The 13,210-nt window shown below is 54.1% G+C and carries 13 protein-coding genes and 1 pseudogene; 13 read left to right on the top strand and 1 reads right to left on the bottom strand.

What is annotated here, in order from left to right:
* Positions 1-153 precede the first annotated feature (153 nt).
* Positions 154-414, top strand: a complete 261-nt coding sequence (locus FD34_RS05030) for a hypothetical protein (protein ID WP_057807381.1) — start codon at positions 154-156, stop codon at positions 412-414.
* On the opposite strand, the gene FD34_RS05025 is transcribed toward FD34_RS05030, so the two are convergent.
* Complete coding sequence (locus tag FD34_RS05025) at positions 411-1,052, bottom strand: YigZ family protein (RefSeq protein WP_057807379.1); 642 nt, start codon at positions 1,050-1,052, stop codon at positions 411-413. The two genes, FD34_RS05030 and FD34_RS05025, sit on opposite strands and share 4 nt — an antisense overlap.
* 62 nt (positions 1,053-1,114) lie before the next feature.
* On the opposite strand from FD34_RS05025, the pseudogene FD34_RS05020 reads away from it, so the two are divergent.
* The 12 genes and pseudogenes from FD34_RS05020 to trxB all read left to right on the top strand — a co-directional run bounded on the left by FD34_RS05020 (position 1,115) and on the right by trxB (position 13,199).
* Positions 1,115-2,443 (top strand): annotated as a pseudogene (locus FD34_RS05020) (ATP-dependent helicase ComFA).
* 185 nt (positions 2,444-2,628) lie between these two features.
* Positions 2,629-3,117: a ComF family protein gene (locus tag FD34_RS05015; protein WP_235805991.1), complete on the top strand. Its 489-nt coding sequence runs from the start codon at positions 2,629-2,631 to the stop codon at positions 3,115-3,117.
* A gap of 132 nt (positions 3,118-3,249) precedes the next feature.
* A complete protein-coding gene (hpf, locus tag FD34_RS05010; RefSeq protein ID WP_057807375.1) occupies positions 3,250-3,792 on the top strand; it encodes a ribosome hibernation-promoting factor, HPF/YfiA family in 543 nt (180 codons plus the stop codon).
* A gap of 202 nt (positions 3,793-3,994) precedes the next feature.
* Positions 3,995-6,358: a preprotein translocase subunit SecA gene (gene secA / locus FD34_RS05005; RefSeq protein WP_057807373.1), complete on the top strand. Its 2,364-nt coding sequence runs from the start codon at positions 3,995-3,997 to the stop codon at positions 6,356-6,358.
* Between the two features lie 94 nt (positions 6,359-6,452).
* Positions 6,453-7,569, top strand: a protein-coding gene (gene prfB, locus FD34_RS05000) for a peptide chain release factor 2 (RefSeq protein WP_152936717.1) whose coding sequence is annotated in 2 segments (ribosomal slippage) — positions 6,453-6,524 and positions 6,526-7,569 — 1,116 coding nt in all. Because the reading frame shifts where the segments join, the coding sequence is not laid out codon by codon here.
* 57 nt (positions 7,570-7,626) lie between these two features.
* The gene (locus tag FD34_RS04995; protein ID WP_057807369.1) at positions 7,627-7,965 is read left to right on the top strand and encodes a PspC domain-containing protein; all 339 of its coding nucleotides are present in this window, start codon (positions 7,627-7,629) and stop codon (positions 7,963-7,965) included.
* The gene (locus FD34_RS04990; RefSeq protein WP_057807367.1) at positions 7,965-8,324 is read left to right on the top strand and encodes a phage holin family protein; all 360 of its coding nucleotides are present in this window, start codon (positions 7,965-7,967) and stop codon (positions 8,322-8,324) included. The genes FD34_RS04995 and FD34_RS04990 overlap by 1 nt, the downstream gene beginning before the upstream one ends.
* A gap of 17 nt (positions 8,325-8,341) precedes the next feature.
* Positions 8,342-9,298 carry an HPr(Ser) kinase/phosphatase gene (hprK, locus tag FD34_RS04985; RefSeq protein WP_057807364.1) on the top strand — a complete coding sequence of 319 codons (957 nt, stop codon included), beginning with the start codon at positions 8,342-8,344 and terminating at the stop codon, positions 9,296-9,298.
* Positions 9,298-10,119 (top strand): prolipoprotein diacylglyceryl transferase, encoded by an 822-nt coding sequence (lgt, locus tag FD34_RS08685; protein ID WP_057807362.1) that lies wholly within the window; start codon positions 9,298-9,300, stop codon positions 10,117-10,119. The genes hprK and lgt overlap by 1 nt, the downstream gene beginning before the upstream one ends.
* Before the next feature lie 24 nt (positions 10,120-10,143).
* On the top strand, positions 10,144-11,160 hold the full coding sequence (locus tag FD34_RS08680) for an NAD(P)H-dependent glycerol-3-phosphate dehydrogenase (RefSeq protein WP_057807360.1): 1,017 nt from the start codon (positions 10,144-10,146) through the stop codon (positions 11,158-11,160).
* Positions 11,161-11,224: 64 nt separating this feature from the next.
* The gene (gene galU / locus FD34_RS04970; RefSeq protein ID WP_057807358.1) at positions 11,225-12,136 is read left to right on the top strand and encodes a UTP--glucose-1-phosphate uridylyltransferase GalU; all 912 of its coding nucleotides are present in this window, start codon (positions 11,225-11,227) and stop codon (positions 12,134-12,136) included.
* Between the two features lie 130 nt (positions 12,137-12,266).
* Complete coding sequence (trxB, locus tag FD34_RS04965) at positions 12,267-13,199, top strand: thioredoxin-disulfide reductase (protein WP_057807357.1); 933 nt, start codon at positions 12,267-12,269, stop codon at positions 13,197-13,199.
* Positions 13,200-13,210: the final 11 nt, after the last annotated feature.

Raw genomic sequence — 13,210 nt, 5'->3', positions numbered from 1 at the left:
GTCGTAAGCGCGCCCTTAGCGTCTAGCGCAGCGCAGCAAGTCTATTTGACTACGAACGAAGGCCGACGCCTCCAGTGTCAACCTCCGTTCTAGGCTAGCTGTACAGGCCGCCGAGAAGCTTATTTCCCAGCCTCTTCGCTGTAAGGAGTTTTTATGAATAAGAAACAGCTATTGTTCGGCCTGCTCTTTGGACTGGGCCTCTTCTTTACCGCCAGTTATTCCATTGACAACCGGGGCTTTCACTCGGGAATATATGGAGTGATTGGCTGCCTGTTGATGCTAAGTGCCTATTGTGGCTTCAACTGGGATAAACTAAAAGCCCATGATCACCATACACGGCTGATCCTGGGCTGGATAACTGGGATTACGATTTTAATTGTTATTTTGGACATTGCAGAAGCCGTTCTGGCCTAGGCCGGCTGATAGGGCACCTCGTGGTTACGGGGCTGGCCCTTTTTTATTTGGAGCTGGTCATTGAAACGAGTAGTGAGTTGGGCAATTAGGTCGTCACAAGCCTCCTGGTTGACAAAGACGGTGACCGTCACATCAACCCCGTACGCATCGTTGACCACAGCCACCTGTTGCTCCTTGAGAAAGTACAAAAGCTGGTCGTGCTGAGCGTAACTGACGGTGATGTCGACACCAGTCTGGACTACTCGCTGGACGAGACCGGCCTGGCGGATGGCATTGGTGGTGACGTTGCTATACGCCCGAATCAGCCCGCCCGCGCCGAGCTTGATACCGCCGAAGTACCGGGTCACCACAGCCACGACGTTATGGAGCTTGGCCAGCTGAAGGGATTCCAGAATGGGAACTCCGGCCGTCCCACTGGGTTCGCCGTTATCACTCTCCCGCTGAACCTGATCGTGGTCACCGATCATGTAGGCAAAACAATTGTGGGTGGCCTTGCGGTTCGCTGCCTGGACCTCGTCAATGAAGGCTTGGGCGTCCGCTTCATTCTCTGCTCGACCGAGTGAGCAGATGAAACGGGACTTTTTGATAACCATCGTGAAGCTGGTATTTTGGGCGATCGTGATGAATGGTTCTGACATGGTAAAACTTCTTTCGTGATTTTGGCTAAAATCCCCGTACTTACTAGTTAGGGGGGATGACGATGAAACTAGATGAGTATTACGGACGACGAGTTCTGGTTGATCGACCACAGTGGCAGGCCTAAACGCCACCCGCACCAGTCGAGGTAATGGCGACGATGGAACTGCATGGCCAGCGGGTGCACTGCCTGCGTTGCGGTCAAGAGACTGACTGGCGGCTGGCCGCCTTACCCAACGGGGAATACTATTGCCCTCGCTGTATCAACCTGGGCCGGGTGGCGACGCTAAATAAATTTTATCATGTTCCCGAGCCAAATCAATTTACGGTCCACCAGCCTGTCTTGACCTGGTCCGGACAGCTGTCACCCTTGCAGGAGGATGCCGCCACCACGGTCGATCAAGGGCTGGCCGCTCATCGGCACCAGCTCCTGTGGGCAGTGACCGGGGCCGGGAAGACGGAGATGATGTTTCATGGGATTGCTCACGCCCTGGAGCGGGGGGAGCGACTAGCGGTGGCCTCGCCCCGGGTAGATGTTTGCTTGGAGCTCTACCCACGTCTAGTAGCGGCTTTTCAGAACACGATAATGGTTCTACTCCATGGCCGTCAAGAGTTACCCTACCGCTACGCCCAGTTGACGGTCTGCACGACCCACCAGCTACTGCGCTTTTACCACGCCTTCGATAACCTGATTATCGACGAGGTGGACTCTTTTCCCTTTGCCGCCAATGACGCCCTGCTTTTCGCCAGTCAACAGGCAGTCAAGACAGACGGGGGGTGTCTGTACCTAACCGCCACCCCGGGGCCAACCCTCATGCGGCGAGTACGTCGTGGCGAGCTGGCAGTCAGTTACCTGCCGTTGCGTTATCATGGCCACCTATTACCGCGGATTCGGTTACAGCTGGCACCGGGCTGGCGCCGCGGCGTCCAGTGCGGGCACCTACCGACCAGCCTGGTTGCACGCCTGCGTCGGTCCCTCACTGCTGGTTACCGTTTCCTCCTATTCCTACCTCACGTGGCGGATCTCGGCACAATTGAGCCCCTCTTGCGGTTGGCTCTACCGGATCACAACTTCACTACGGTGCACGCCGCGGATCCACAACGGCTGACTAAGGTTCAGGCAATGCGGGACGGGCAGTATGACTTTCTGGTGACCACCACCATTATGGAACGAGGAGTGACCTTTCCAGAGATTGACGTGTTTGTTCTGGGGGCTGATGATCCGGTCTTCTCCAGTTCGGCCCTGGTCCAGATTGCCGGCCGGGCCGGACGGTCGGTTAGTCGGCCGACGGGGACGGTCTACTTCTGGATTGCGAGCCAGTGCCGGCGAGTACGGTCGGCAGTGCGTCAGGTGGACTTCATGAACCGGAAAGGCCGGGCCTTGCAGAAATGAACTGCCTGCTCTGTAATGCCCGTCTTCCAATTCGGTTGACCTTGGCCGACTTAGTCATGCTGCGACCGCTGCCCCGGCTGACTCTTTGTAACCGCTGCCGAGCGAATTTTGCCCGGATTGATCCAGCCTACGCCTGTCCTGGTTGTGGACGGCCTCAGAAAGGCACCCGCCTCTGTGCGGAGTGTGTGGCCTGGCAACAGCATTGTGGTTGGCACCTCTCGCACCAGGCCCTTTACACCTATAACAATGCTATGAAGGAATACATGCACCGCTACAAGTTTGCGGGCGACTACCGGCTACGACTCGTCTTTCAAGCTGAGTTACAAGCACGGGTGCGTGAGCTGGCCGCGGATGTGGTGGTTCCAATCCCCGTAACCGAAACGACGATGGCCATCCGGGGGTTCAACCAGGTTTTGGGGTTGCTAGGGGAGACCTCCGTGGCTCCTGTCCTGCGTCACCGTGCCCGCGACAAGCTGGCGCAGTCGCACAAGACCCGCAAGGAACGTCTGCGGACACCCCAACCATTTGAGCTGGTCGACCCCACAATGGTTCGGGGAAAGCGGGTCTTATTGGTAGATGATATCTATACGACAGGTCGAACCCTTTACCACGCTGCCGACCTCATTAAAGGGGCGCAATGCCGTGAGCTGGTAAGCCTTTCACTTGCACGTTAAAGAATTTTAAAGGTTGATGAAAACGGTTTGTTTATTAATCAGAACTACACTATAATATAAGTAGGATATGAGAAGAGTGGTCCTTCTGATATCAGATCAAGCATATGCTTGGACTGAAAGGAGAGATGTTTGATGTTAAAGTTCAATATTCGTGGTGAAAACGTTGAAGTTACGGACTCAATTCGTGACTATGTAGTAAAGCGGATTAGCAAGCTTCAAAAGTTCTTTGAGGACAACGTTGAAGCAACCGCCCACGTGAACTTGAAGGTTTACCCAAACCGGACCTACAAGGTCGAAGTAACCATTCCGCTTCCGTACCTGACATTGCGGGCTGAAGAGACCTCTAACGACATGTACGGTAGTGTTGACCTGGTAACCGACAAGCTTGAACGTCAAATTCGGAAGTACAAGACTAAGATCAACCGGAAGTCACGCGAAAAGGGCTTCAAGAACTTAGAATTTGTACCAAGCGATGACGACTCAGCAAGTAGCGATGACTTGAAGATCGTTCGGACGAAGCAGGTTCCCCTGAAGCCGATGGATCCCGAGGAAGCGGTTCTGCAGATGGACATGCTGGGCCATGACTTCTTCGTCTTCCAAGATGCTGAGACCAACGGCACGAGCATTGTATACCGTCGTCGTGACGGTCGCTATGGCTTGATTGAAGCTGAATAATAAACGACAGGATATCTGTTGTGAGGACTATGGCAACGTTGCTTGCGGTAGTCCTTTTTTGTTGGGGCCGGCCCCGATTGCTTTAGTTTTCAAAGCCGGGGGAACGTGGTAAAATACTTAAGTTAGAATAAAATATAATTGGCTTGAGTGGCACTTTTTAATGGAATTTAGCTCGAGCTAGTAAATTAGGAAGGACGCTTTTATGGCCAACATTTTAAAGAAATGGATTGAAAGCGATCGTCGTGAACTACGGCGAATTAACAAGATCGCAAATAAAGTCGACAGTTATGCGAAACAGATGGCTGCACTGACCGACGAGCAGCTACAGGCAAAGACGCCAGAGTTCCGCCAGCGCTACCAAAAGGGCGAATCACTGGATGACATGTTGCCAGAGGCGTTTGCTGTTGCTCGGGAGGGGGCCAAGCGGGTCTTGGGCCTCTACCCATTCCACGTGCAGATCATGGGGGGCGTTGTGCTCCACGAAGGAAACATCGCTGAGATGAAGACCGGTGAAGGGAAGACCCTAACCGCCACAATGCCGGTATATCTGAATGCCCTGTCTGGCAAGGGTGTCCACGTTATCACGGTTAACGAGTACCTCTCCAAGCGTGACGCCACCGAGATGGGTCAGCTTTACAACTGGCTGGGTTGCAGCGTCGGCATTAATAATTCTGAGATGAGTCCCGACCAGAAGCGGGAAGCCTACAAGGCTGACATCATGTACTCCACCAACAGCGAGATCGGGTTCGATTACCTGCGTGACAACATGGCGGTCTACAAGGAAGATCAGGTTCAGCGGGGCCTGAACTACGCCATCGTCGACGAGGTGGACTCCATCCTGATTGATGAGGCCCGGACGCCACTGATCATCTCCGGACCGGGGACGGGGACCTCCAAGCTCTATAAGCAGACGGACCGTTTCGTCAAGCAATTGAAGAACGAGGTTGACTACAAGATTGACCTTGAGTCCAAGACGGTGGCCCTGACCGATGCCGGGATTCAAAAGGCAGAGAAGTACTTCAACCTAAAGAACCTCTACGATCCAGAGAATACGCCGCTGACCCACCACCTCGACCAGGCGCTGCGGGCTAACTACATCATGCATCTGGATAAGGATTACGTGGTTTCTGACGGCGAAGTTCTGATTGTTGACTCCTTCACCGGTCGGGTGATGCAGGGACGGCGGTTCTCTGACGGTCTGCACCAGGCGATTGAGGCCAAGGAAGGTGTCGAGATTCAGGAAGAGAACAAGACGATGGCCAACATCACCTACCAAAACCTCTTCCGGATGTACAATAAGCTGGCTGGGATGACCGGAACCGCGAAGACGGAGCAAGAAGAGTTCCGTGAGATCTACAACATGGAGACGATTTCGATTCCAACCAACAAGCCGGTCATTCGTAAAGACGAGCCAGACCTGCTTTACCCAACCCTAGAGAGCAAGTTTGCGGCGGTGGTCAAGCGGATTAAGCGACTCCACGAGAAGGGCCAGCCGATCCTGGTCGGGACCGTGGCGGTGGAAACCTCGGAATACCTGTCCCACCTGTTGGATCAGGAACACATCCCGCACGTGGTCTTGAACGCTAAGAACCACGCCAAGGAGGCCGATATCATCAAAAATGCCGGTCAAAAGGGTGCCGTCACGATTGCCACCAACATGGCCGGACGGGGGACCGACATCAAGCTCGGCCCCGGCGTTCGGAAGCTCGGCGGCCTAGCCGTGATCGGGACCGAACGGCACGAGTCACGACGGATTGATAACCAGCTGCGTGGTCGTTCTGGCCGGCAGGGGGATCCGGGCTTGTCCCAGTTCTACCTGTCCCTGGAGGATGACCTGATGAAGCGGTTCGGTGGTGACCGGATCAAAAACTTCTTGCAACGGATGAAAGTGGATGATGAGGATGCCGTCATCAAGAGTCGTTTCCTGACTCGTCAGGTTGAATCAGCCCAGAAGCGGGTTGAGGGAAACAACTATGACTCCCGGAAGAACGTTCTCCAATACGATGATGTGATGCGTGAACAGCGTGAGATCATCTACAAGGAACGGCAGCAGATCATCACCGAGGACAAGTCATTGAAGTGGGTCCTGATGCCGATCTTCAAGCGGACCATCCAGCGTGAGGTTGAGCAACACACCCTCGGTGATAAGAAGGATTGGGACCTGAAGGGGATTGTTGACTTTGCCGAAGAGGTCCTGGTCAAGCCGGACACGGTTAAGGTTGATGACCTCAAGGGGAAGAGTCAGGACGAAATTGTCGACTACCTGATGTCTTTTGCCAAGGGTGTCTACAAGGATAAGCAGCGCCAACTCTATGATCCGGCTCAGATGCTGGAGTTTGAGAAGGTTGTTCTCCTGCGGGTGGTTGACTCCCACTGGACTGACCACATCGACGTGATGGACCAGTTCCGGCAGTCGGTTGGTCTGCGGGGTTACGGGCAGTTGAACCCGTTGGTTGAGTATCAGACAGCCGGCTACCACATGTTTGAGCAGATGGTTGCCGATATCGAATACGAGACAACCCGGCTCTTCATGAAGTCCGAGATTCGGCAAAACGTAACGCGCTAAAGAATAACTGATATTGCTACTGATTTGTAAGGTACGGCAGTAAGGTAACCCATAACGGTACCCCTGCCGTATATTTATATATGGAGGCATGATTGTGGAATTAAGTGAAGTCAAGAAACAAGTAGAAGCAATGCAACAGGACGTTGCCCGCTTCGGGAGGTCTCTTTGACCTCGATGCGCTCGACGAAAGCATTGCGGAGAACGAGCAGAGGATGGCTCAGCCCGACTTCTGGAACGACAACGAGGCTGCTCAAAAGGTCATCAACGCAAACAACGCCCTGAAAGAGAAACGGGACACCTTTGTCCAGTTGCGTGACCAGATCGCCAACCTACAGACGACGATTGAGCTGTTGGCAATGGGGCCTGACGCCGACCTCCAGAAGGAGCTGGACGATTCCTTTGGCAAGACCAAGCAAGCCCTAGAACAGTACCGACTCAACCAGCTCCTCGATGGTGAGTATGACGCCAAGAACGCCATCTTGGAAATCCACCCGGGTGCCGGGGGGACCGAGGCCCAGGACTGGGGTGCGATGCTCTTGCGGATGTACATTCGCTGGGGAGAACAGCACGGCTTCAATGTTAAAACCGCCAGCTACGATGCTGGTGATGAGGCCGGAATCAAGAGCGTGACCCTCCTGATCAAGGGACACAATGCCTTTGGCTACCTGCGCAGCGAGAAGGGGGTTCACCGGTTGGTCCGGATCTCACCGTTCGATGCGGCGGGGCGCCGGCACACCTCCTTTGCCTCAGTTGATGTGATGCCAGAACTGGACGAGAGTGTCAATATCGACATTGACCCGTCCGACCTGCGGGTTGACACTTTCCGGTCGAGCGGGGCCGGTGGTCAGCACATCAACAAGACGGAATCGGCCGTCCGTATTACCCACCTGCCAACCGGGATTGTCACCTCATCGCAGGCGGAACGTTCCCAATTGCAGAACCGGGTAACCGCGATGAATATGCTGAAGTCCAAGCTGTATGAATTAGAAGAGGAAAAGAAGGCCAAGAAACGGGCCGAGATCGAGGGGGAACAGCTGGATATCGGCTGGGGCTCCCAGATTCGTTCCTATGTTTTTCACCCCTACACCCTGGTCAAGGACAACCGGAGTGGTTACGAGACCCACAACGGGCAGGCCGTGATGGATGGGGACCTCGATCCCTTCATCAACGCCTACCTCCAGTGGAAGCTCAGTCAGAAGAATCCCCAATAATGGTGATTGCGGTTACAGACGAAAGCAAGTAATATTAAGTAAAAAGGAGTGGTGCAAATGCGTGAAAGTCGTCATCGCCGCCTGACCCGGTCCGCTGCCGACCGGATCCTCGGCGGGGTTCTCGGGGGCTTTGGCCAGTATTTCCATATTTCAGCTAACCTCCTGCGGATCATCTACGTTATTCTAACCATCATGACGGCGATCGTGCCGGGGGTAATCATTTACCTGATCCTGCTGATCATCATGCCACCGGACCCTGCTAATCCGGGGATCCTGGGAATGCTCCATACGCTAGGCGACCTGAGCAAGCAGGTCACCCGGGATAACCATTCACGGTCGCGCCGCCAGCTGACTGACGTGGAAGAAAAAGACATTAAAAGAAACGAGCGATCATAATGGGATTTTGGGAAAAAGTACTGATTGATACGATCTTGTTTATTGCCCTGGCGGGACTCTTTGCGGGTACGGGGATGTTTTACGTCAGCAGTGCCTGGATGGCGCTTCTGGCCAGCTTTGTATTGGCGATTCTCAACGTCCTGATTAAACCGATCCTGGTGATCCTGTCGCTACCGATCAACATTTTGACGCTGGGTCTATTCAGTATTGTGATCAACGGGGTGATGCTTGAGCTGACGTCCGTATTTGTTGGATCGACGCTCTTTCACTTTTCATCGTTCTGGAGCGCGATGTTGATTGCCATCATCATGTCGATCTGTAACACCCTGATCACCGATCATCAGGAAAATAGTTATTGAAAAAGGAGTGAATGGTTGTGCCAAACAGCGTTACGGTTCAGGAATTAGTTGAAAAGGTTCGGCTGAAGGTCCTCCAGGGTGAGGATTACCTTGACCGGCCGATTACCACCAGTGATATCTCACGACCGGCCCTGGAATTTGCCGGCTACTTTAAGCACTATCCGGCCCTGCGGATCCAACTGCTGGGGATTACGGAGACGTCATTTGCTAAGGACCTGACTCACGAGAAGATGGTCAAGTACATGACCAAGATGTGCACCCCCCAGACACCATGCTTCGTCATCTCGACCAACCTGCCGATTCCGGCAGAGCTGAAGGTGGCGGCCGAGGAGACCCACATCCCGATCCTGGGCACCCACCTGACCTCCTCACAGATCCTCAGTAACATGACTTCCTTTTTGCTGGGGCGGCTGGCTCCGCGGAAGTCACTTCACGGGGTTCAAGTTGACATTAATGGGGTTGGGGTCTTGATCACCGGTGATTCCGGGGTTGGGAAGAGTGAAACCGCCCTGGAACTGGTCCGGCGGGGACATCGCCTGGTTGCCGATGACCGGGTTGAGGTCTATGCGCGTGATGAACAGACCCTGATCGGTAGTGCCCCAGCTATTCTGGAGCACCTGATGGAGATTCGGGGGATCGGGATCATCGACGTTGCCACCCTGTACGGGACTGGGGCCGTCATGCCCAACGACAAGATCGACCTGATTGTCCACCTGGAGACCTGGACGCCGGATGCCAAGTTTGACCGTCTGGGTGACCGGGGTGATACTCAGACCATCCAGGGAGTCATCATCCCGAAGGTTTCCGTACCGGTTAAGATCGGGCGGAACTTGGCGATCATCATCGAATCGGCGGCGATGAACTACCGTGCCGAGACGATGGGCTATGATGCCACCGAGACCTTTGACCGTAACCTGAACAAGCTGATCAAGGAAAACTCCGCCCGTGACAGCAAGAAGAAGGATCAGCAGTAATGAGAACACCAATTATCGCCGCCCTCAATCCGATTGCCCTGCAGTTCGGTCCCTTCACCATCCACTGGTACGGGGTCATCATCGCGACCGGGGTGGTACTGGCCCTTTGGCTGGCCATCCGTGAGGGGAAGCACCAAGGGATCCCGGAGGACTACTTCTATGACTACCTCCTCTGGGCTCTGCCGGTAGCCATCGTGTGTGCCCGGATCTACTACGTTGTCTTCCAGTGGCCGTACTACGCGGTCCACCCGGGGGAGATCATTGCTATCTGGGACGGGGGGATTGCCATCTATGGGGCCATCCTCGGTGGCTTCCTGGTCCTTTGCCTGTTTTGCCGTGCTCGTCACCTATCGCTGTGGACGATGCTCGATGTGATCGCCCCAACCGTCATCCTTGCCCAGGGGATTGGCCGCTGGGGCAATTTCATGAATCAGGAGGCCTTCGGGGTAGTCACAACGAAAGCGGCCCTGTTGGCCCAACACATCCCGAACTGGATTGTTAATCAGATGGATATCGGTGGTCAGTACCGGGTACCAACCTTCCTGTATGAGTCACTCTGGGACCTCCTTGGCTTTGTCCTCCTGGTCCTCCTGCGTCACCGCCGCCGCCTCTTTCGACGCGGTGAGGTTTTTCTGGCCTACGTGATGTGGTACGCGTTTGGCCGCTTCTTCATTGAGGGGATGCGGACGGACAGCCTGATGATCGGGTCCGTGCTTCGGGTGTCACAACTGTTATCGTTGGTGTTCTTTGTTGGGGCACTAGTTGTTTTGCTTGTTCGTCGTTACCGGGGCAATGTCCCTTGGTATCAGCAATCAAAGTAATATTAATTAGAGGAGAGATTAATCATGACGGAAAAAGTAGCAGTGTTGGGTGCCGGTTCTTGGGGCAGTGTCTTGGCTAACCTGTTGGTTGAGAATGGCCACACGGTTGAGTTATGGTCACGAGACCAGGAACAAGTTGACTGCTTAAACCAGGAACACGTCAACCCAGCCTACATGAAGAACTTCACCTATTCTAGTAAGCTCCACGCCACGACCGATATGAAGGCCGCGGTGAAGGGGGCCGACGTTATTTTGATTGTAATTCCAACCAAAGGGATCCGTCAGGTGGCCCGTAAGCTCAATGCCGTCCTGGCCGAACTCGACCAGCAATCCCTGATTGTGCATGCGACCAAGGGGCTGGAACAGAATACCTACAAGCGGCCGTCTGAGATGCTCAAGGAGGAAATTGATCCCAAGTACCGGCGCGATATCGTGGTGCTTTCCGGGCCGAGCCATGCCGAGTCCGTGGCCATCAAGGATATGACTGCGGTTACGGCCGCCTGCGCCAACCTGGCAGACGCCGAGAAGGTTCAGAAACTCTTCAGTAATTCCTACTTCCGGGTCTACACCAACGACGACGTGATTGGTGCCGAGTTTGGTGCCGCCCTGAAGAACATCATTGCCATCGGGGCTGGTGCCCTTCAGGGACTGGGCTACCATGACAATGCCCGGGCGGCCTTGATCACCCGGGGTCTGGCCGAGATCCGGCGGCTAGGCGTGGCCTTTGGTGCTAACCCGATGACCTTCATTGGCCTGTCTGGAGTTGGGGACCTGGTCGTCACGGCGACGAGTAAGAACTCGCGGAATTGGCGGGCCGGTTACCAGCTCGGTCAGGGTCAGCAGCTCGATGACGTCATCAACAACATGGGGATGGTGATCGAAGGGGTCTACACCACCAAGGCTGCTTACGAGCTCAGCAAGAAGCGCCAGGTCCCGATGCCAATCACCGATGCCCTTTACCGGGTCCTGTACGAGGGTGAGGATATCAAGACCGCGATTTCTCAACTGATGAGCCGAGATCTGACTTCCGAAATGGAATAAGTATGGTAAAATATAATCGGGTAACTTTGAGAGAAATTGAAGTTATGGAAAGGATTTTGTAGTTATGAAACGTGTTAGAAAGGCAATCATTCCAGCTGCCGGCTTAGGGACCCGTTTTCTCCCTGCCACGAAGGCATTAGCTAAGGAAATGCTGCCAATTGTAGATAAGCCAACGATCCAGTTTATCGTTGAGGAAGCGCGGAAGTCGGGAATCGAAGACATCGTCGTGGTCGATGGGAAGAACAAGCGTTCCATCGAAGACCACTTCGACTCCAACCCTGAATTGGAAGACAACCTGCGTTCCAAGCATAAGGACGAAATGCTGAAGCTGGTGGAGGATACCACTGACATCAACATCTACTTCATCCGCCAATCCCACCCACGTGGCCTCGGGGACGCTGTCTTGACGGCACGGGACTTCATCGGGGACGAACCATTCGTGGTTATGCTCGGTGATGACTTAAACAACATCAACAACAATGGTCAACCGCTGACTAAGCAACTGATCGAGAGCTACCAGCAGACCGGTGCTTCCACGCTGGCTGTAATGCGGGTTCCACACGAAGATACTGCCAAGTACGGGGTTATCAACCCAAGCAAGGAGGTTACACCAGGCCTCTACAACGTGACGAGCTTCGTCGAAAAGCCGGCCCCGAAGGATGCGCCAAGTGACCTGGCCATCATCGGCCGCTACGTCTTCACTCCAGAAATCTTTGATGTTCTGGCCAAGACGAAGCCGGGGAAGGGCAATGAAATCCAGCTGACCGACGCCATTGACACCTTGAACCAGACGCAACGGGTATTTGCGCGTGAATACAAGGGCGACCGTTACGACGTTGGTAACAAGTTTGGTTGGGTTAAGACCAACATCGAATATGGTCTGCAGCACCCACAAGTTAAGGATGAATTACGTGAATACATCAAAGAACTTGGTGCTAAGCTGACTGCCGAAGATAAGAAGGGCAGTAAGAAGTAATTTATCAAAATAAAAGTCCGCTGTCGATTTGGCAGCGGACTTTTACTTATTATAAGTAAGCATAATGATAGACAAAATTAACGATCATCGGTATGATGAGTTTAAGAATTAATGACGGGAGGAAAAACAGATGGCAGAGACAAAGAACTATGACGTGGTTGTGATCGGGGCCGGTCCTGGTGGGATGACGACGGCCATGTATGCTTCCCGGGCCAACCTGTCCGTGGTGATGTTGGATCGGGGAATCTATGGTGGTAACCTGAATAACACGGCTTCAATTGAGAATTATACTGGCTTTAAGAGTGTTCAGGGACCTGAACTGGCCAAGCAGATGTACGACGGAGCCACCCAATTCGGTGCCGAGTACGCTTACGGAACAGTTACCAAGCTGGTTGACAAGGGGACGACCAAGGAAATCACCACCGACATGGGTGAAACCTTCGTCGCCAAGGCGGTCGTGATCGCCACCGGATCAACCCAGCGGCACCTCGACGTTCCTGGTGAGGAGGAGTTCAGTGGTAAGGGTGTTTCCTACTGTGCAGTCTGCGACGGGGCCTTCTTCAAGGGTCGTGACCTGGTTGTAGTTGGCGGCGGTGACTCCGCAGTTGAGGAGGGGATGTACCTGACCCAGCTGGCTGCCAAGGTGACGGTCCTCGTTCGTGGTGACCACCTGCGCGCCCAACCGTTGCTGCAAGATGAGGCTCGCAAGAATGATAAGATGGAATTCGTCTTCAATACCAGTGTTACTGATATCGTCGGTGATCAGGTTAAGGTGACCGGGGTCAAGACCCATAACAATGTCACTGGTAAGGACGGTGAGCTGGCTGCGGACGGTATCTTTATCTATGTCGGCAGTCTGCCGATGACCGCTGCATTTAAGGACCTGGGGATCCTCGATGACCAGGGCTGGGTCAAGACTGATACCCAGATGAAAACCAGCGTGCCGGGCATCTTTGCCATCGGGGATGTTCGTGAGACCCCGCTGCGTCAAATTGCCACAGCGGTTGGCGATGGCGCCATTGCCGGGCAGCAGGTTTACCAATACATCAACGCCATGAAGTAACGATCAGCACC

Origin of the sequence: Limosilactobacillus pontis DSM 8475, from assembly GCF_001435345.1 — a bacterium.
Classification (GTDB): Bacteria; Bacillota; Bacilli; order Lactobacillales; family Lactobacillaceae; genus Limosilactobacillus; species Limosilactobacillus pontis.
This window is presented reverse-complemented; position numbering and strand designations above follow the sequence as displayed.